The following is a 17,960-nucleotide window of genomic DNA, read 5'->3' as shown; positions in this document are numbered from 1 at the left end:
CTAGCAGGGCGGCATGCCTGCGCGCGCCGCGTCGGTGTCCGCCGCCAGCCATTTATCGGTGCCGCCGCCGTCGGTCGTGGCCGGCGCCGCCGCCATGGCGCGCGCCGATGCTGCCCAGTCCGCTCAAGCGCCTGTGCCGGCGCCGGTGCATATGGCTGCGCCTGCACAGGCTGCGGCGTATGCATCGCCCGCCCCAGCCCAGCAAGCCCCTGTGCCTGCGCCGATGGCGCCGGCTCCGCAGGCATCGGCCCCGGCACCCATGCCGATGGCGTCCGCGCCAGCCCAGCACGCTCCGGCACCGGCCGCGCCTGGCCAGCCAGCATCTGCGCCCGCGCGCGCGCCTGCATCCGCCGCGCCGCTCAGCCCGGCGCGTGCGGCGATTCAGGCCGCGCTTGAGGCAGCCCGCGCTGCGTCCGGCCAGAAGCCTGTCAGCAGCCGTCCGGCCTTGACGCCGCCAGTGCCCGCCGCGCCCGAAGCGTCCGCCCCGGAGCCGACGCCGGCACAGACCCAGCCTCAAGCCCAGCCCCCGCAGACCCAAGCCTCGGCCCAGGCCGTTGCCGCAGCGCTGCGCGAAGCTGCGCCGGCGCCTGTCCGTCCGCCAGCGCCATGGGAAGATGCACCTGCACCGCCAGCGTCTGCCCGCCCGGTCCCGGCCCCGCCGCCTTCCGCCCCTTGGGACGACGCGCCCGCCGCACCTGCCCGCCCCGCGCCCGCTGCCGCGCCCTGGGATGACGGCCGTCCAGCCATGGGCGCAGCCGTAATGGAAGCACCTGCCCAGCAGATGCAGCCAGCGCCACGCCCGGCTCCGCCCGCCGCGCCGCGCCAGGCCGCCCCGGAAGACGATCTGCCGCCCTGGGTCACCGAATTCTCGGACGACAGCGCCATGCCGGCCACCGGCCAGGCCGACGCCGCCCCGCAGGACTACAACCAGCCCGGCCAGCAGCCCACTTTCGCGCCGCGTCCCGCGCCGGCGCCGGCCAAGGCCCCGCACGCCTACGTGGTCACCCCGGTGCCCGAGCTGGACTGGGACGGCAACTGGCCCGCGCTGTCGGCCCGCTTGCCGCTGCGCGGCGTGGCCCAGCAGCTGGCCACGCAGGCCGAGCTGATCGCTTGCGCGCCGGACGGCAGCCACAGCGCCGTCTTCCACCTGCGGGTGCCGATTGAAACCTGGCGCACCGCACCCAATGTAGAGAAGCTGGCAGCGGCGCTGACCGAGCGTTTCGCCCGCCCGGTGCGCGTGGAAACCGAACTCGGCCCGACCTGGTACACCGCCAGCGCCGAAGCGCAGGCCCACCGCGCCGCAGTCCAGCGCGCCGCCGAGGAGACCGTGGCGAACGACCCGTTCATCCAAAGCATGATCCGCGAGTTCGGCGCCTTCGTGGTGCCGGGTTCCATCGTGCCGCCGCCGGCGCCGCCCGCGCATTAATTTATACTCACCCGATACGGAGAACACCATCATGATGAAAAACCAACTGGCCGGCCTGATGAAACAGGCGCAAGCAATGCAGGACAATATGAAAAAAGCCCAGGACGCACTGGGTTCGATCGAGGTGGAAGGCCAGTCCGGCGCCGGCCTGGTGAAAGTCGTCATGACCTGCAAGAACGACGTCAAGCGCGTCTCCATCGACCCGTCGCTGCTGGCCGACGACAAGGACATGCTGGAAGACCTGGTCGCCGCCGCCTTCAACGACGCCGTGCGCAAGGCCGAAGCCACCTCCGCCGAGAAAATGGCCGGCCTGACCTCCGGCATGAACCTGCCGGCCGGCTTCAAGATGCCTTTCTAAGCCATGTTCATCATCTCGCTCACGTATTTGAAGCCGGCCGAGGAGATCGACGCCCTGCTGGCCGCGCACCGCGAGTACCTGCGCGAGCAGTATGACAACGGCATGTTCCTCATGTCCGGCCGCATGGTGCCGCGCACCGGCGGCATCATCATCGCCACGGCCGACAGCCGCGCCGACATTGAAGCGGTGATCGAGCTCGATCCCTTCAACGAGGCCGGCGCCGCCAGCTACGCCATCACCGAATTCGTGCCGACCATGACGGCCGATATCCTGAGCGCCTTCCAGCAAGGCTGAGAAACCACGCCATGTCGAAATCGCTGGAATTGTTGACGGAGGCCTTGCGCCGCCTGCCCGGCGTGGGGCCGAAATCGGCGCAGCGCATGGCCTACCATTTGCTGCAGCACGACCGCGACGGCGCGGCCATGCTGTCGCGCGCGCTGTACCAGGCGGTGGAGGCCGTGCACCACTGCGCGCTGTGCAATACCTTTACCGAGGACGAAGTCTGCGGCACCTGCCGCGACGAGCAGCGCGACCGCAAGATGCTGTGCGTGGTCGAAACCCCGGCCGACCAGATGATGATAGAGCAGACCCTGACCTACAAGGGCCTGTACTTCGTGCTGATGGGCCGGCTGTCGCCGCTGGACGGCATCGGTCCCAAGGATATCCATCTGGAAAAGCTGGTCGAGCGCGCGCAGGACGGCGTGGTCGGCGAGGTGGTGCTGGCCACCAATTTCACCAACGAAGGCGAAGCCACCGCGCACTACATCAGCGAGATGCTGAAGGCGCGCGGCCTGAAGGTGAGCCGTCTGGCGCGCGGCGTGCCGGTCGGCGGCGAGCTTGAATATGTGGACGCGGGCACCATCGCGCGCGCCATGCTAGACAGGCGCGCAACCTAGTGGAAAATACTCCGGCACCCAAACCCACCTCCGGCCCATTGAAGGGCGTCAAAGTCCTTGAACTGGGCACCCTGATCGCCGGGCCTTTCTGCGCCCGCATGCTGGCCGAATTCGGCGCCGAAGTGATCAAGGTGGAAGCGCCCGGCGAAGGCGACCCCATCCGCAAATGGCGGGTGCTGAAGGACGGCACGTCGCTGTGGTGGTCGGTGCAGTCGCGCAACAAGAAAAGCATCACCCTGAATATGAAGGACGCGCGCGGCCGCGCCATTGCGCGGCAGCTGGCGCTGGAAGCGGACATCATCATCGAGAACTACCGCCCCGGCGTGCTTGAGAAGTGGGAGCTGGGCTACGAGCAGCTGAAGGCGCTCAAGCCCTCGCTCATCATGGTGCGCCTGTCCGGCTTCGGGCAGACCGGGCCGATGAAGGACTTGCCCGGCTTCGGCGCCATCGGCGAATCGATGGGCGGGCTGCGCTACGTGTCCGGCCACGCGGACCGGCCGCCGGTGCGGGTGGGCGTGTCCATCGGCGATTCGGTGGCCGCGCTGCACGGCGTGATCGGCGCCATGATGGCGCTGCGCCACCGCGACGCCACCGGCGGCCGCGACGCGGGCCAGGGCCAGATGGTGGACGTGGCGCTGTACGAGTCGGTGTTCAACCTGATGGAATCGCTGGTGCCGGAGTACGACCACGCCGGCGTGGTGCGCGAGCGCACCGGCGGTTCGCTGCCCGGCATCGTGCCGTCCAACACCTACACCACCGGGGACGGCGAGAATATCGTCATTGCCGGCAACGGCGACGCCATTTTCAAGCGCCTGATGCTGGCCATGGGCCGCATCGACATGGCGGGCGACCCGCAGCTCGAGCGCAACGACGGCCGCGTGCAGCGCACGGAGGAGATCGACGGCGCCATCCAGGCCTGGTGCGCCACCCGCACCATAGACGAGGCGCTGGCCGTGCTGAAGGCGGCCGACGTGCCGGCCGGGAAAATCTACTCGGTGCGCGACATGATGAGCGACCCGCAGTTCCTCGCGCGCGGCATGTTCGAGCAGCACCAGTTCGCCGACGGCACGCCGGTCAAGCTGCCGGCCATCTCGCCCAAGCTGTCCGAAACGCCGGGCCATACCAACTGGCTCGGCCCCGCGCTGGGCCAGCACAACGAGGAAGTGCTGCGCACGCTGGGCTACAGCGACGCGGACATCGCCGCGCTGCGCGGCGACGGCGTGCTGTAGCCGGGCGCGCCAGCTTCTACATGCCGTAGCGGTAGGGCACCACCGCGTAATCCTCCACCACCGGCCCGGGGCCGTGGGCCGCCTGGTCCCAGGCGGCCAGCGTGCTGAGCGTGGCCTCCGAGCGGGTGTGCGGGCTCATCAGCTGGAAGCCGCTGGCCGAGCGCCCGGGCGCGATGCGGCCGGCCGCGCCCTGGTCCTGCGCCAGCACCGACCAGCGCACAAAGCTGAGCGAGTCGGTTTCCATGGTCCAGCCCAGCGGAATGCCCGTCACCGTAATGGGCGCGGCCATGCCGAGCGTAAAGCTGACGATGTCCAGTCCGCTGCCCGCGTCTTCCTCATTGATCAGTTCGTAGTTCCAGAAGTCGGTGCAGACCGCGCTGGCCACCCGCGCGCGCAGGCGGCGCGGCGCGTCCGCCGTTGGCGCCGGCAGCTGCACATAGCGGGTGAGCGCCAGCGGGAAGCTGATGCCGTCGACCGTGTAGCTGCCGCGCAGCGTGAGCAGATACTGCGCGCCGGCCAGCATGCCCACGCCGGCGAAGGTGGCCCGGATGCGCGCCACGCCGCTGCGCTCGAGGTCGCCCAGCACCACCGGATAGCCGTGCGGCGGCCCCAGGCGGCGGGCGCAGCCCAGCGTAATGTCGTGGCACATCAAATGGTGGATCGCGGCGCCGCCCGCGTTGATAATTTCAGGAATGACGACCAGTTCGCCGCCCAGGTTTTCGACGATGGGCAGCCCCAGCACCACCTGCATTGCGCTTGGCCAGATTGCCATGATGATCTCCCGAGTATGCTTCTATCACAGCATATTCGGTGCCAGCGCGGCGCAGTCTGATCCAGATCAAGTACTTATGCGGCGCGCCCGCTTAATTCCGCCAGCACTGTCAAAGAAGCCGACGCTTCATGGCGGCGCGGGCGAGGCCGGGGCGCGCTGCGCGGCCAGCATCCGGGTGATGGCGTCCTGCGGCGCGGGGCGGCCGAGGAAATAGCCCTGGGCCATGTCGCAGCCGTACTGTTCCAGCAGCAGGAGCTGCTCGCCGGTTTCCACGCCCTCGGCCACCACGATCATCTTCAGCCCGTGCGCCATGGCGATGATGGCGCGCGTGATGGCGGCGTTTTCGCTGTCCTGCGGCAGGCCGACGATAAAGCTCTTGTCGATTTTCAGCGCGCGCACGTCGAAGCGCTTCAGATAGCTCATGGACGAATAGCCGGTGCCGAAGTCGTCGATCGACAGCAGCACGCCGATGCCGCGCAGCTGCTCCAGCATGATCATGGTGGCGCGCGCGTCGTCCATCAGCGTGCCTTCGGTCAGCTCCAGCTCCAGCAGGCGCGGCTCCAGGCCGGTGTCGCCCAGCGCGGACAGCACGATTTGCGTCAGGTTCTCGTCCTTGAACTGGCGCGCCGACAAATTCACCGCCATGCGGATGGCGCGCCGGCAAGTCTGCTGCCAGGCCTTGGCCTGGGTGCACGCGGTGCGCAGCACCCATTCGCCTATCGGCACGATCAGCCCGGTTTCCTCGGCCAGCGGAATGAAGTCGTTGGGCGGAATAATGCCGTGCTCGGGATGGCGCCAGCGCACCAGCGCCTCCACGCCCACGATCTGCGCGCTGGACACGTCGATCTGCGGCTGGTACAGCAGGTACAGCTCGTTGTTCTGCAGCGCCTTGCGCAGGCCCACCTCCAGTTTCACATGGCTCATGATCTGCATGGTCAGCGAGGAACTGTAGAGCTTGGCGTTGTTCTTGCCGCAGTTCTTGGCGTGGTACATGGCCGTGTCCGCATACTTGAGCAGCGACTCACTGTCCTCGCCGTCGGCCGGGTACAGCGAAATGCCGATGCTGGCGGTGACGAAGATTTCGTTGCCGTCCAGCTGGAAGGGGCGCCGCATGGCGTCCTTCACCCGCTGCGCCACGGCCAGCGCGTTTTCCACCCGCTCCAGGTCGGGGATCAATATGGTGAACTCGTCGCCGCCCAGGCGGGCCAGATGGCTGTGGCTCACCACGTCGCTCGGGCGTATGGTCTCGCGCAGGCGCTCGGACACGGTTTGCAGCAGCAGGTCGCCGACGTTGTGGCCCAGCGTGTCGTTGATGCGCTTGAAGGCGTCCAGGTCCATGAACAGCACGGCGAATTTCTTGCCGGCCTGGCGCGAATGGGCCAGCTCGCGCTCCAGCAATTCCAGGAAGGCCTGCCGGTTGGGAATGCCGGTCAGGCTGTCGCAATAGGCCAGGCGGCGGATCTGCTCCTCGGCGCGCTTGCGTTCGCTGATGTCGCGCACCAGGCCCAGCACGTCGCCGGCGCCGGTGCTGACCAGGCGCGCCTCGAAATGGCGCTGCTGCTGGCCTTGCTGCAATTCATAGTCGAAGGAGCGGATGTGCTGGGTGGCCAGCACCGCCTGGGTCTGCTCCAGCAGCTGGCCCGCGATATGCTCCGGCAGCACCTCGCTCACGTGGCGGCCCACGCAGTGCTCCTGCGGGAAGGCGCTGTTGGCCTCGTGGCCCTGTTCATAGTCGAGGTAGACGCCGTCGCGGTTCAGGCGGAAAAACGTGTCGGGGATGGCGGCCAGCACGGCGCGGTTGTGCGCGTCCGCCACCCGCAGCCGGGCGATGGCGTCGCTGGCGCGCAGCACGTACAGCACGCGGTGGCCGAGGATGGGCCAGTTGATCGGCTTGGACACGAAATCGGTGGCGCCCGCTTCATAGGCGTGGGTCACCGCTTCCAGGTCGTCGCCGCCGGTGACCATAATGATGGGCACGGTGGCGGCCGCCGCATGCGTCTCCAGCGCGCGGATGGCGCTGCAGACTTCGAAACCGTCCATATTCGGCATGTCCACGTCCAGCAGCACCAGGTCGGGCGGCTGGCGCTGGAAGCTGGCGATGGCGGCGGGACCGTCCTCGGCCTCCACCGCGTCCAGGCCCACCTGGGCCAGCATTTCCAGCATCAGCAGGCGCATGACGGGATCGTCGTCGGCCACCAGCACGGTGCCGCGTTTGGGGGATGGGTGCACTGCCATGTCATGCTTCCTTCTCTAGGATGGCGCGGAGCGAGAGCCGCACTGCGTCGAATTCCCGCTCCATGCAGGCCAGCAGGGGGAGGGCGCCATCGGGAAGGCCGGCGCTGGCCAGTTGTTCCAGTTCCTTGCACAGCGCGGCCAGGGCGTCCGCCCCGACGTTGGCGCTGCCCGATTTCAGGCTGTGCGCGGTGCGGCGCACGGTGTCGGGAGCGCTGGCGGCGGCCGGGCTGTGCAAGGCCGAGCGCAGCGCCGCCAGGTGGCGCGGCGTGTCGGCCAGGAAGGCCTGCAGCACGCGCTGGAGCAGGGCGCCGCCCTGGCCGGGGCGCAGCGCGCGGATATTGTCCAGCGCTTGCTGGTTGATGACGGCCGGCAGGTCCGGCAGCAGGGGGGCGTCGGGCGCGCCGACCGGATCGGGGTAGGCGTCGATGTCGGCGCCGGCGTCGGCATCGCGCGCCATGCTGGCCGCCAGCGGCAGCGTGATCCAGTGCGCCAGCGTGTCGCCCAGGCCTTGCTGGGTGAAGGGCTTGCTCAGATAGTCGTCCATGCCGGCCGCCAGGCAGTTTTCGCGGTCGCCCGGCATGGCGTTGGCCGTGATGGCCACCACCGGCAAATGCTGCGCGGCGCCGCGCTGCTGCTCGTGGCGGCGGATTTCGGCCGTGGCCGCCATGCCGTCCATCACCGGCATCTGGCAGTCCATCAGCACCAGGTCGAAGTGGTTGTCGCGCACCGCGTCCAGCGCCTCGGCGCCGTTGGCCGCCAGGCTGACCTCCAGGCCCAGGCCTTGCAGCATGGCCGATGCCACCTCCACGTTGACCGGATTGTCCTCGGCCAGCAGCACCTTGTTGCGCTGGCGGGAGCGCGGCTTGGCGCCGCTGGAAGGGGCTCCTGGCGTGGCCGGGCCTGCCGGCGCCGCGTGTGCTGCGGCGTAGGGGGAGGCCGATGCGAATGCGCCGGCCGGTGCCAGCGGCGCAGGGACCGACGCGGGGGGCGGCTGGCGTGCCCCGTCGCCGGCGCGCACCGGCGTCACGATGCAGTCGTACAAATCGCAGGCGCGTGGCGGCTTGATCAGCTGGAAGGCCACGCCCGCCTCGCGCCGCTGGCGGGTGTCCGCCGCGTTGCGCTCGTCGCTCAGCAGCAGCACGCGCACGGACGCAATGGCCGGATCGGCCTTGATATCGGCCGCCAGCATCAGGCCGCTGCCCATGCGCTGGTCCATATTGAGCAGCGCCACGTCGTAGGCCTGGCCGCGCGCGGCGGCCTCGTGCAGCATGCGCAGCGCCGCGTCCGCGCTGGCGGCGCTGTCGCTGTGCATCTGCCAGCGCGCCAGCTGGCGTTCCAGCAGCAGGCGGCTGTCGCTATGTTGGTCGACGATCACGGCACGCATCCCCAAAGTGGCGTTCGGATTGAACGCCGCGTCCTCCGGCTCGACGCGGCGCTTGTCGAACTGTACGGTGAACCAGAAGATCGAACCTTGCGCTAAAGCATGGTCTATGCCGATAGTGCCGCCCATCAGCTCCACCAGTTGCTTGGAGATCGCCAGCCCCAGGCCGGTGCCGCCGTGCTTGCGCGTGGTGGAACCGTCGGCCTGCGAAAAGGAGTCGAAGATGCGCGCGCGCGCCTCGCGCGATACGCCGATGCCGGTGTCCTGCACCTCGAAGCGCAGGCCCACGGTTTGCGCGTCCTCCGCCGTGACATCGACCTTGACCGTGATCTTGCCGGTCTCGGTGAACTTGATGGCGTTGCCCAGCAGATTGAACAGCACCTGGCGCAGCCGGTTCGGATCGCCGCAGATGGCCACCGGGATATCGTTGGCAATGGCGAACTCCAGCACAATGCGCTTGGCCTGCGCCTGCGGCGAAAAGACGTTGTCGATATCGTCCAGCAGCTCGCGGAAATTGAAGTGGATATATTCCACCGTCAGCTTGCCCGCCTCGATCTTGGAGAAGTCCAGGATGTCGTTAATGATGAACAGCAAATGCTCGCCGGAACGCTTGACCATGCTGGTGTAGTGGCGCTGCTGCGGGCTGAGCGGCGAGGCCAGCAGCAGCTCGGTCATGCCCAGCACGCCGTTCATGGGCGTGCGGATCTCGTGGCTCATGGTCGCCAGGAAATTGCTTTTCGCCCGGCTGGCCGCCTCGGCCGCGTTCTTGGCCTTCTCCAGCTGCTCGGTGCGCACGCCCACCTGGCGCTCGAGCTGGTCGCGGTACTGCGCCAGCTTGGCGTCGCGGCTGGCGATCTGCACCAGCATGTCGTTAAAGCTGTCGATCAGCGCGCCCAGCTCGTCGCTGCGCGCGTGCAGCACCGGCGCGCCCGGCTGGCCGTCCGCCGTCTGCCGCGCCGCCGCGATCAGGCTGGCGATAGGCTCGGCGATATTGTCGCGGAAGCGGCGCGCCAGGAACAGCGCGGTAAAGAAGGACAGCAGCGCCGCCGCCGCCCCCGCCAGCAGATTCTGCAGCACGCCGCGCCACATGCGCGGCAGGCCGGCCTCCACCATCACGGCGCCCACCTGGTCCTGCTGAAAATGCACGGCGCGGAACTGGCGCAGCCCCGGCGCCCAGGGCGGCCCGCACAGCTCGGACGCGCCCGCCTTGCCCAGCTCCGCCAGCGCGCGCGGCGTCAAATCCGGCGGCGGCGGGCTGTCCCGGCCCGGCGCGCTGCGCGACAGCAGCTTGCCGTCGCGGTCAAACAGCGCCACTTGACGAATATCATCGCGGCCGTCGAACGCGGCCAGCGCCAGCACCTGGTCGCCCTGCGCCGGGTCCACATACAGCAGCGCAATCTCGCTGCCGGCCGCCAGCGTGCCGGCCAGCGCGAACAGCTGGCGGCGCTCCTGCTCCAGCTGGCTCATCACATGCGTGCCGGCAAACACCGCAAACGCCAGCAGCAAAGCGCAGCCGGTCGACATGGCGCTGATCAAAGTGAGTTTCCGGCCCAGGCCGGAGCGTTCGAAGCTGAACATATGCCGATCCTGGCAATTTCCGTTAGGAAAAATATAACTGCCAGGAAATCCAGCATCTTGATATGCGTCTAACTTCCTTAAAGCAGGGTCAGGGTTAATTAAATAATTAACCCTGACCCCTTTTTGGTGTGGAGAAAGCTTAGCAGCAGCCGCCGCGCTTGCCGGCGCCGCCGTAGCGCGCTTCCTGGCGCTCGCGGAAGAACTCCTCGTAGCTCATCATGGGCTGATCCGGGTGGGTCTTTTCATGATGGGCCACGTAGGTGTCGTATTCGGGCAGACCGACCATCAGGCGCATGCTTTGCCCGAGGTAGCGGCCGGCCTGGACCAGTTCCTGTAGCATTATTGCACCGCAGGCATGATTTGCATCGGGCTTTCCTGCACGGTCGGCTTGGCGTTGGCGCGGGCGATCAGCGCGGTGCGCACACCGAAGATCAGCACGCTCAGCACCACCACCATGAAGAAGCCGGCCAGCGAGGCGTCCAGATAGTCGTTGAAGACGATCTGCTGCATCTGCGCCATGGACTTGGCCGGGGCCAGCACCTTGTCTTCGGCGATCGCGGCCGAGTACTTGGCGGCGTGGGCCAGGAAGCCGATCTTGGGATTGGCGTCGAAAATCTTCTGCCAGCCGGCGGTCAGCGTGCACAGCAGCAGCCAGACGGTGGGCACCATGGTGACCCAGGCGAAGCGGGCGCGCTTCATCTTGAACAGCACGCAGGTGGCCAGGATCAGCGCAATGCCGGCCAGCATCTGGTTGGCGATGCCGAACAGCGGCCACAGCGTGTTGATGCCGCCCAGCGGGTCGACCACGCCCTGGTACAGGAAGTAGCCCCAGGCCGCCACGCACAGCGCGGTGGCCAGCAGGCCGGCGACCATGTTCTTGGAGTCCTTCATCGACGGCACCATGGCGCCCAGCAGGTCCTGCAGCATGTAGCGGCCGGCGCGGGTGCCCGCGTCCACGGCGGTCAGGATGAACAGCGCTTCGAACAGGATGGCGAAGTGGTACCAGAAGGCCATCATGGCCTTGCCGCCGATCACGTTCGACAGGATGTGGGCCATGCCCACCGCCAGCGTCGGCGCGCCGCCGGCGCGCGAGATGATGGAGTGCTCGCCCACGTCCTTGGCGGTCTGCACCAGCACGTCCGGCGTGATGTGGAAGCCCCAGCCGGAGATGACGGCGGCGGCCGCTTCCGGCGTGGTGCCCAGCAGCGCGGCCGGCGCGTTCATGGCGAAGTAGATGCCCGGATCAATGGTGGACGCGGCCACCAGCGCCATGATGGCGACGAAGGATTCCATCAGCATGGCGCCGTAGCCGATAAAGCGGGCATGCGCTTCGTTTTCGATCATCTTCGGCGTGGTGCCCGAGGAAATCAGCGCGTGGAAGCCGGACACGGCGCCGCAGGCGATGGTGATGAACAGGAAGGGGAACAGATTGCCCGACCACACAGGGCCGGTGCCGTCGATAAACTTGGTCACCGATGGCATTTGCAGCATGGGCGCCACGATCACGATGCCCAGCGCCAGGCCGACGATGGTGCCGATCTTGAGGAAGGTGGACAGGTAGTCGCGCGGCGCCAGCAGCAGCCAGACCGGCAGCACGGAGGCGATGAAGCCGTAGCCGATCAGCATCCAGGTCAGCTCGGTGCCGGTGTAGTTGAACATCGGCGACAGGGCCGGGTTTTCCTGCACGTACTGGCCGCCGACGATGGCCAGCATAAGCAGCACGAAGCCGATAATCGACACTTCGCCGATGCGGCCCACGCGGATATAGCGCGAATACACGCCCATGAACAGCGCGATGGGAATGGTGGCCATGACGGTGAAGCTGCCCCACGGCGAGCCGGTCAGCGCCTTGACCACGATCAGCGCCAGCACCGCCAGGATGATGACCATGATCATGAAGGTGCCCAGCAGCGCGATATTGCCCGGGATCGGACCCAGTTCGGACTTGATCAGGTCGCCCAGCGAGCGGCCGTCGCGGCGCATGGAGATGAACAGCACCATGAAGTCCTGCACGGCGCCGGCGAACACCACGCCGGCCAGGATCCACAGCATGCCGGGCAGGTAGCCCATCTGCGCGGCCAGCACGGGGCCGACCAGGGGACCGGCGCCGGCGATGGCGGCGAAGTGGTGGCCGAACAGCACGTATTTATTGGTGGGAACGTGGTCCAGGCCGTCGTTGAACTTGTAGGCCGGGGTCATGCGGTTCTTGTCCAGGCCCATCACCTCTTTGGCGATGAACAGGCTGTAGAAGCGGTAGGCGATCAGGTAGACGCAGACCGCCGCGATGACGATCCAGATGGCGCTGATGGCTTCGCCGCGCTTGAGCGCGATCACGCCCAGGGCGCCCGCGCCGGCCAGCGACAACGCCGCCCAGCCTGCCTTGCGTAGCATTGCTTGCATGGTATTCCTCCAAGAGAAAGCTATATTTTTCGTAGGGCGGGTTAGGCGGGACGCCGTAACCCGCCATGAGCCGCCATGAACCGCGACAAATGGCGGCTTCCAGCTTATGCCCAGTATTCACCAAGCAAATATCTGCCACAAGCGCAGCACTACGCAGATAGACTACGTACTACTACTGAACGCAGGCGCGCGCCAGCGACGTACAATGCGCGCCATCCTCACCCGGAAGCTCCCACATGAAGCTGCGCCAAAAAGTCATCTTCCTGGCCATCACCCCGCTGATCCTGGCGCTGTGCGCCATGGCGCTGGCCGTGCGCCACCAGGCCAACGTGCTGGCCCAGCAGCAGCGCGACACCATCCAGCAGGCCTACCTGGCCAGCAAGGAGGCCGAGCTGGAGCACTACGTCACCCTGGCCACGCATTCCATCCAGCGCCTCTACCAATCCGGCCGCAAGGACCAGGCCGCCATGGACGAGGCCAAGCGCATCCTGCAGTCGCTCAGCTTTGGCGACGACGGCTATTTCTTCATCTACGACCTGCAGGGCAACGCCCTGATGCACCCGCGCCAGCCCGAGCTGGTGGGGCAGAACCTGTGGGAGCTCAAGGACCAGAACGGCACGCCCACCATCCAGCGCCTGCTGAAGCGCGCCCAGTCCGGCGGCGGCTACGAGCGCTACTACTGGGTCAAGCCGTCCAGCCACCAGCCCGCGCCCAAGCTGGGCTACGTGGTGCTGCTGAAGGACTGGGGCTGGATGATGGGCACCGGCATCTACCTGGACGACGTGGACCGCGCGCTGGCCAAGGTGGACACCCAGCAGCGCGCCAATATCCAGAGCACCATGCTGTGGATTACCGGCATCGCCATCGCCGCCGCGCTGGTGGTGGCGGGCGCCGGGGTGGCGCTCAACATCAGCGAGCTGCGCGTGGCCGACGCCAAGCTCAAGGCGCTGGCGCAGCGCGTGGTGGAGTCGCAGGAGGAGGAGAGGGCGCGCCTGTCGCGCGACCTGCATGACGGCATCTCGCAGTGGCTGGTGTCGATCAAGCTGCAGATCGAGGCCGGCATCATCCGCCTGGGCAACGTCCAGGCCCGCCCGGACCAGTGCGGCGCCGCGCAGGGCGTGTTCGAGCACGCCGCCGAACAGCTCAACAACGTGCTGGGCGAGGTGCGCCGCATCTCCCACAATCTGCGCCCGGCGCTGCTGGATGACCTGGGCCTGGCCGCCGCGCTCAGCCACCTGGCCGAGGAGTTCCGCCTTAGCAGCGCCGTGCCCATCGTCTTCAGCGCCGAGGGCAGCACCGACGACCTGCCCGAGGTGGCCAACACGGTGCTGTTCCGCATCGCCCAGGAAGCGCTGACCAATATCGAGCGCCACGCCGGCGCCGGTCATATCGAGATCAGCCTGACGGGCGCCGACCGCGCCGTCACCCTGCGCATCAGCGACGACGGCCACGGCTTTGACGCCGACAGTATCGCCGTCCACCCCAAGCGCGGCATCGGCCTGCGCAATATGATGGAGCGCATGGAGGCCATAGGCGGCGAGTTCTCCATTTCATCTTCACCGGCCGGCACCGTGCTGCTGGCCCATGTTTCCAACGAAAGCTGACGCCATGACGATCAAAATCCTGCTGGTGGACGACCACCCCCTGGTGCGCGACGGCCTGCGCGCCCGCCTGGAAGCCGTGCCGCAATTCGCCGTGGTGGCCGAGGCGGGCGGGGCGCAGGAAGCGCTGGAGCAGGCGCGTCACTGTGCCGTAGACCTGGTGTTGATGGATATAAACATGCGCGGCGGCAACGGCATCGAAGCCACCGCGCAGTTCCGCGAGCAGTTCCCGGACATCGCCGTGCTCATCCTGTCCATGCACGACAAGCTGGAATACGTGTCGCAAGCCATCCAGGCCGGCGCGCGCGGCTACGTGCTCAAGGACGCGCCCGGCAAGGACATCGTGGTGGCCATCGAGACCGTGATGTCCGGCGGCATCTACTACAGCGCCGCGCTGGCCCGCCAGTTGGCCAAGCCTCAGAACCAGGACGCCCAGCTCACCTCGCGCGAGCACGAGGTGCTGCTGCACATCGCCAACGGCCAGTCCAACAAGCAGATCGCGCGCGACCTGGACCTGTCGGTGCGCACCGTGGAAACCCACCGCCTCAACATCAAGCGCAAGCTCAATATAGAAGGCCAGGCCGAGCTGATACGCTACGCCGTCCAGTTTGCCAACGGCACGCCCTAGCGCACACCGCCGGGCCGGCTGGCAACCCTTATTTTTTGGCCGTCGGGCGGGTGCAACAATGTCACATTTTGAGCGCGCACTCTAGCGCGCGGAACCTGTCCAATCAGCAATTTCTGCTATATTCCTGCTCCCGGAGCCTGGGACATGTGAACTGTTGTTATTTGTCGTTCAAAGAATTGCCTTGAATCAATATTTGCTCTACCATTGCAAGCACTACCCACACCGAGATACTGATGTCTTTGTCTGAAACAAGCCCATTTCCTCTGGTGGGTCTTACAGCGGTGTCCAACGCTCAAAACGAGTGGGTGGCCCTGTCATTCCAAATTTCCGCCGTCCCCGACGAAAGCCAGCTGACCACGCTGCAAACCGTGTTCGGCTATCCCGACATGGACGCCGCGCTGGCGCCGCTGGACTACATCGTCACCATTGCCGGCCTGCAGCAATATGACGTGAGCCAGCTGGCCTTCCTGCAGCCGGCCCGCACCATCTTGCGCGTGCCCGCGCAGGACTGCGGCGAGCCCGCCATGCAGGCCAAGTGCAAGCAGCTGGCCGAGGCCGGCTACCGCCTGATGGTGGACGGCGAAGTGGGCGTTAACGCCGGCAAATGCGCCATCCGCAGCCTGGCCTTCAACTGCCGCGAGGCCCTGCCCAGCGAACTGACCATGCTCACCATGGCCGGCCCGCACCTGGCGCTGCAGGTCGACACGCCGGCCCGCCTGGCCGAATGCAGCGCAGCCGGCTTTACCCTGTTCAGCGGCGACTACGTGCGCCATCCGCAGCGCGAAAGCAGCACGGCGGACGGCACCTCGCGCAAGCGCCTGCTGGCGCTGCTCGGCCTGCTGGCGCGCGACGCCGACTCGCGCGAACTGGAAATCCTGCTCAAGCAAGACCCGGCCCTGGCCTATCATCTGTTAAAAGTGGTGAATTCGGCCGCTTTCGCGCCCAAGTCGCCCATCCACAGCTTCGGCCAGGCCATCAATGTGCTGGGCCGGCGCCAGTTGCAGCGCTGGCTGCAATTGCTGCTGTACGCGCGCCAGCAGGACGACGGCGGCGCCAACGCGCTGCTGCCGCTGGCGGCGGTGCGCGCGGCGCGCATGGAGGCGCTGGCCAAATTGCGCGGCGGCGACCGCGACCAGCAGGACATGGCCTTCGTGGCCGGCGTGTTCTCGCTGCTCGACGTGCTGCTGGACATGCCGATGACGGAAATCGTCAGCGCCCTCAGCCTGGACCTGGACGTGGTCATGGCCCTGCTGGACCGCGCCGGCCCCATGGGCGACATGCTCACCCTGGTGGAGCAGGACATGCCCGACAGCAGCGCCCTGCGCGACGCCGGCATCGACAACGAGGCCAACTGGCGCAGCCTGCTGCAAGCCTGCCACTGGGCCATCCAGGTGAGCAGGAACCTCTAGCCATGCTGGCCCACCCGGTATCCGACTTCCTGGGCAGCAGCGCGGCACTGTGCGACGCCGTACTGCGCTTGCGCGGTGCAGCCCTGGCGGAAGAGCTGGGCCGCATCGCCTGCGGCGTGGTGCACGCCCCGCGCGGCCGCTACCTGCCCGCCGGTACGGAAGGGCAGGACGCCGACCCCGCCTACGTGGACAGCCTGGTGCAGGAAGTGCGCTTCGACAAGCAATACTTCGGCCGCTTCGAGCTGGCCGGCCGCGGCAGCTACAGCGACACCGAGCGCCAGCACCTGGCCAGCCTGGCCGCGCTGGCCGCCAGCGTGTTGCAAGTGCACTGCATCGCCCAGCGCAGCACGCACGCCTACGTGCAGGTGGAAGCGCAGCTGCAGCACCAGTCCCAGATCCTCGACCAGATCCACGAATCCGTGCTGACGATGGACATGAACGGCTTCATCACCAGCTGGAACAAGGGCGCCGAGCGGTTGTTCGGCTACACCCCGGTGGAAGCGGTGGGGCGCAACATCCTGTTCCTGTACGACGACGAAGACATGGGCTTCAGCGACCCCTTCCTGGAGCACGGCGGCCGCCTGATGGAAGTGCGGCGCAAGAAAAAATCCGGCGAAGTGTTCTGGGCCAGCCTGTCGCTGTCCACGCTGCACGACATGGACGGCAAGCCCACCGGCATGATCGCCTACCTGACCGACATCACCGAGCGCAAGCTGGCCGAAGAACGCATCCACCACCTGGCCTACTACGACGCGCTGACCGGCCTGCCCAACCGCACCCTGCTGACCAAGCTGGTGGACCAGGCGCTGACCGTGGCCCAGCGCAGCAAGCTGCACGGCTGCGTGCTATTCATCGACCTGAACCGCTTCAAGCTCATCAACGACACCCTGGGCCGGCGCATCGGCGACGCCCTGCTGAAAGAAGCCGCCGCGCGCTTCCGCTTGGTGCTGCGCGACCAGGACCTGGTGGCGCGGCTGGGCGGCGACGAATTTGCCGTTGGCCTGTTCGACATTGGCCAGCACTACGAAGCGAGCCGCGTGGCGCACAAGCTGCTGGCCGCGCTGAACGAACCCTTCCTGGTCGAAGGGCACGACTTGCGCGTGGGCGCCAGCATCGGCATCAGCGTCTACCCGCAGGACGGCAGCGACGCCGAAACCCTGCTGCGGCTGGCCGACATCGCCATGTACCGCGCCAAGCAGGGCGGCGATTCCGACGCCGAGCACGTCGCCTTCTACAGCCGCGACATGAACCAGGGCATGCAGGAGCGCATGCGCATCGAAACCGGGCTGCGCCAGGCGCTGGGCAGCGGCCAGCTCGAGCTGCACTACCAGCCCAAGTTCTCCATCGCCGACAGCAAGATCATCGGCGCCGAAGCGCTGGTGCGCTGGCGCCACCCCGAGCGCGGCCTGGTGCCGCCGGCCGAATTCATCCCGCTGGCCGAAGCCACCGGCCTGGTGGTGCAAGTGGGCGAGTGGGTGCTCGAAGCGGCCTGCGCGCAAGCGCAAACCTGGAAAGACGCCGGCCTGCCGCCGATCCGCCTGGCCGTCAACGTCTCCGCGCGCGAATTCACGTCCGCCTTGCCGGGCCGGGTGAAGGAGACGCTCGAGCGCTACGGGCTGGAGCCGTGCTGGCTGGAGCTGGAAATCACCGAAAGCACGCTGATGCACAATATCGACCGCGTGATTGGCATCATGGACCGCATCACGGCCTTGGGCGTGACGCTGTCGCTGGACGACTTCGGCACCGGCTACTCCAGTTTGTCGTACCTGAAGCGCTTCCCGATCGACACCCTGAAGATAGACCGCTCCTTCACCACCGGCATCCCGAGCGACGCCAGCGACTGCGCGATAGCCAGCACCATCATCAGCATTGCCCAGCAGCTCAACCACAAAGTGATAGCCGAAGGGGTGGAGACGGTAGAGCAGCTAGCCTTCCTGAAAGACAGCGGCTGCGACGAAGTGCAAGGCTACCTGTTCTCCAAACCATTGCCCGCCAGCGAATTTGAGAAGGCCTTGAGGGAAGACTGGCTGGCGGACGGGCGCTAAGC

At 67.3% G+C, this 17,960-nt stretch carries 14 protein-coding genes; 9 read left to right on the top strand and 5 right to left on the bottom strand.

Features of this window, described 5'->3' with window-relative positions; genetic code table 11:
* Nucleotides 1-13 precede the first annotated feature (13 nt).
* From GTP77_RS15765 to GTP77_RS15745, 5 genes are read left to right on the top strand one after another with little or no spacing between them, the layout of a single operon-like run.
* Nucleotides 14-1,426, top strand: a complete 1,413-nt coding sequence (locus tag GTP77_RS15765; protein WP_161073099.1) for a hypothetical protein — start codon at nt 14-16, stop codon at nt 1,424-1,426.
* Nucleotides 1,427-1,457: 31 nt separating this feature from the next.
* The gene (locus GTP77_RS15760) at nt 1,458-1,784 is read left to right on the top strand and encodes a YbaB/EbfC family nucleoid-associated protein (RefSeq protein ID WP_057157793.1); all 327 of its coding nucleotides are present in this window, start codon (nt 1,458-1,460) and stop codon (nt 1,782-1,784) included.
* A gap of 3 nt (nt 1,785-1,787) precedes the next feature.
* Nucleotides 1,788-2,078: a YciI family protein gene (locus tag GTP77_RS15755; RefSeq protein WP_161073098.1), complete on the top strand. Its 291-nt coding sequence runs from the start codon at nt 1,788-1,790 to the stop codon at nt 2,076-2,078.
* An 11-nt stretch (nt 2,079-2,089) separates the two neighbouring features.
* Complete coding sequence (recR, locus tag GTP77_RS15750; RefSeq protein WP_161073097.1) at nt 2,090-2,680, top strand: recombination mediator RecR; 591 nt, start codon at nt 2,090-2,092, stop codon at nt 2,678-2,680.
* Nucleotides 2,680-3,909 (top strand): CaiB/BaiF CoA transferase family protein, encoded by a 1,230-nt coding sequence (locus tag GTP77_RS15745; RefSeq protein WP_371869361.1) that lies wholly within the window; start codon nt 2,680-2,682, stop codon nt 3,907-3,909. Before recR ends, GTP77_RS15745 begins: the two co-directional genes overlap by 1 nt.
* A gap of 16 nt (nt 3,910-3,925) precedes the next feature.
* Here the strand turns inward: GTP77_RS15745 and GTP77_RS15740 are convergent, their stop codons facing one another.
* From GTP77_RS15740 to GTP77_RS15720, 5 genes are all read right to left on the bottom strand, one after another.
* On the bottom strand, nt 3,926-4,681 hold the full coding sequence (locus GTP77_RS15740; RefSeq protein WP_161073096.1) for a hypothetical protein: 756 nt from the start codon (nt 4,679-4,681) through the stop codon (nt 3,926-3,928).
* A gap of 126 nt (nt 4,682-4,807) precedes the next feature.
* On the bottom strand, nt 4,808-6,916 hold the full coding sequence (locus GTP77_RS15735) for a putative bifunctional diguanylate cyclase/phosphodiesterase (protein WP_161073095.1): 2,109 nt from the start codon (nt 6,914-6,916) through the stop codon (nt 4,808-4,810).
* Between the two features lies 1 nt (nt 6,917).
* Nucleotides 6,918-9,875, bottom strand: coding sequence for a hybrid sensor histidine kinase/response regulator (locus GTP77_RS15730; protein WP_161073094.1), 2,958 nt, complete (start codon nt 9,873-9,875; stop codon nt 6,918-6,920).
* A gap of 139 nt (nt 9,876-10,014) precedes the next feature.
* Nucleotides 10,015-10,215: a YbdD/YjiX family protein gene (locus GTP77_RS15725; RefSeq protein ID WP_161073093.1), complete on the bottom strand. Its 201-nt coding sequence runs from the start codon at nt 10,213-10,215 to the stop codon at nt 10,015-10,017.
* Nucleotides 10,215-12,275, bottom strand: coding sequence for a carbon starvation CstA family protein (locus GTP77_RS15720; protein WP_161073092.1), 2,061 nt, complete (start codon nt 12,273-12,275; stop codon nt 10,215-10,217). The genes GTP77_RS15725 and GTP77_RS15720 overlap by 1 nt, the downstream gene beginning before the upstream one ends.
* 236 nt (nt 12,276-12,511) lie before the next feature.
* Between GTP77_RS15720 and GTP77_RS15715 the strand changes: the two genes are divergently transcribed.
* The 4 genes from GTP77_RS15715 to GTP77_RS15700 all read left to right on the top strand — a co-directional run bounded on the left by GTP77_RS15715 (nt 12,512) and on the right by GTP77_RS15700 (nt 17,958).
* Nucleotides 12,512-13,879 carry a cache domain-containing protein gene (locus GTP77_RS15715; protein ID WP_161073091.1) on the top strand — a complete coding sequence of 456 codons (1,368 nt, stop codon included), beginning with the start codon at nt 12,512-12,514 and terminating at the stop codon, nt 13,877-13,879.
* Between the two features lie 4 nt (nt 13,880-13,883).
* A complete protein-coding gene (locus GTP77_RS15710; protein WP_161073090.1) occupies nt 13,884-14,504 on the top strand; it encodes a response regulator in 621 nt (206 codons plus the stop codon).
* A gap of 305 nt (nt 14,505-14,809) precedes the next feature.
* Nucleotides 14,810-15,913, top strand: a complete 1,104-nt coding sequence (locus GTP77_RS15705; protein WP_321170287.1) for an EAL and HDOD domain-containing protein — start codon at nt 14,810-14,812, stop codon at nt 15,911-15,913.
* Between the two features lie 2 nt (nt 15,914-15,915).
* Nucleotides 15,916-17,958, top strand: coding sequence for a putative bifunctional diguanylate cyclase/phosphodiesterase (locus GTP77_RS15700; protein ID WP_161073088.1), 2,043 nt, complete (start codon nt 15,916-15,918; stop codon nt 17,956-17,958).
* The last annotated feature ends 2 nt before the right edge of the window (nt 17,959-17,960 follow it).

The organism is Pseudoduganella aquatica (assembly GCF_009857595.1).
Classification (GTDB): Bacteria; Pseudomonadota; Gammaproteobacteria; order Burkholderiales; family Burkholderiaceae_D; genus Rugamonas; species Rugamonas aquatica_A.
Note: the sequence above shows the minus strand (reverse complement) of the source record. Positions and strands in the feature narration are given on the sequence as shown.

Excerpts from the sequence above, each read along its gene's own strand:
- GTP77_RS15710 (WP_161073090.1), top strand. The coding sequence starts at position 13,884 with ATGACGATCAAAATCCTGCTGGTGGACGACCACCCCCTGGTGCGCGAC.
- GTP77_RS15730 (WP_161073094.1), bottom strand. The coding sequence starts at position 9,875 with ATGTTCAGCTTCGAACGCTCCGGCCTGGGCCGGAAACTCACTTTGATC.
- GTP77_RS15715 (WP_161073091.1), top strand. The coding sequence starts at position 12,512 with ATGAAGCTGCGCCAAAAAGTCATCTTCCTGGCCATCACCCCGCTGATC.
- GTP77_RS15740 (WP_161073096.1), bottom strand. The coding sequence starts at position 4,681 with ATGGCAATCTGGCCAAGCGCAATGCAGGTGGTGCTGGGGCTGCCCATC.
- GTP77_RS15760 (WP_057157793.1), top strand. The coding sequence starts at position 1,458 with ATGATGAAAAACCAACTGGCCGGCCTGATGAAACAGGCGCAAGCAATG.
- GTP77_RS15765 (WP_161073099.1), top strand. The coding sequence starts at position 14 with ATGCCTGCGCGCGCCGCGTCGGTGTCCGCCGCCAGCCATTTATCGGTG.
- GTP77_RS15755 (WP_161073098.1), top strand. The coding sequence starts at position 1,788 with ATGTTCATCATCTCGCTCACGTATTTGAAGCCGGCCGAGGAGATCGAC.
- GTP77_RS15700 (WP_161073088.1), top strand. The coding sequence starts at position 15,916 with ATGCTGGCCCACCCGGTATCCGACTTCCTGGGCAGCAGCGCGGCACTG.
- GTP77_RS15725 (WP_161073093.1), bottom strand. The coding sequence starts at position 10,215 with ATGCTACAGGAACTGGTCCAGGCCGGCCGCTACCTCGGGCAAAGCATG.
- GTP77_RS15720 (WP_161073092.1), bottom strand. The coding sequence starts at position 12,275 with ATGCAAGCAATGCTACGCAAGGCAGGCTGGGCGGCGTTGTCGCTGGCC.
- GTP77_RS15735 (WP_161073095.1), bottom strand. The coding sequence starts at position 6,916 with ATGGCAGTGCACCCATCCCCCAAACGCGGCACCGTGCTGGTGGCCGAC.
- recR (WP_161073097.1), top strand. The coding sequence starts at position 2,090 with ATGTCGAAATCGCTGGAATTGTTGACGGAGGCCTTGCGCCGCCTGCCC.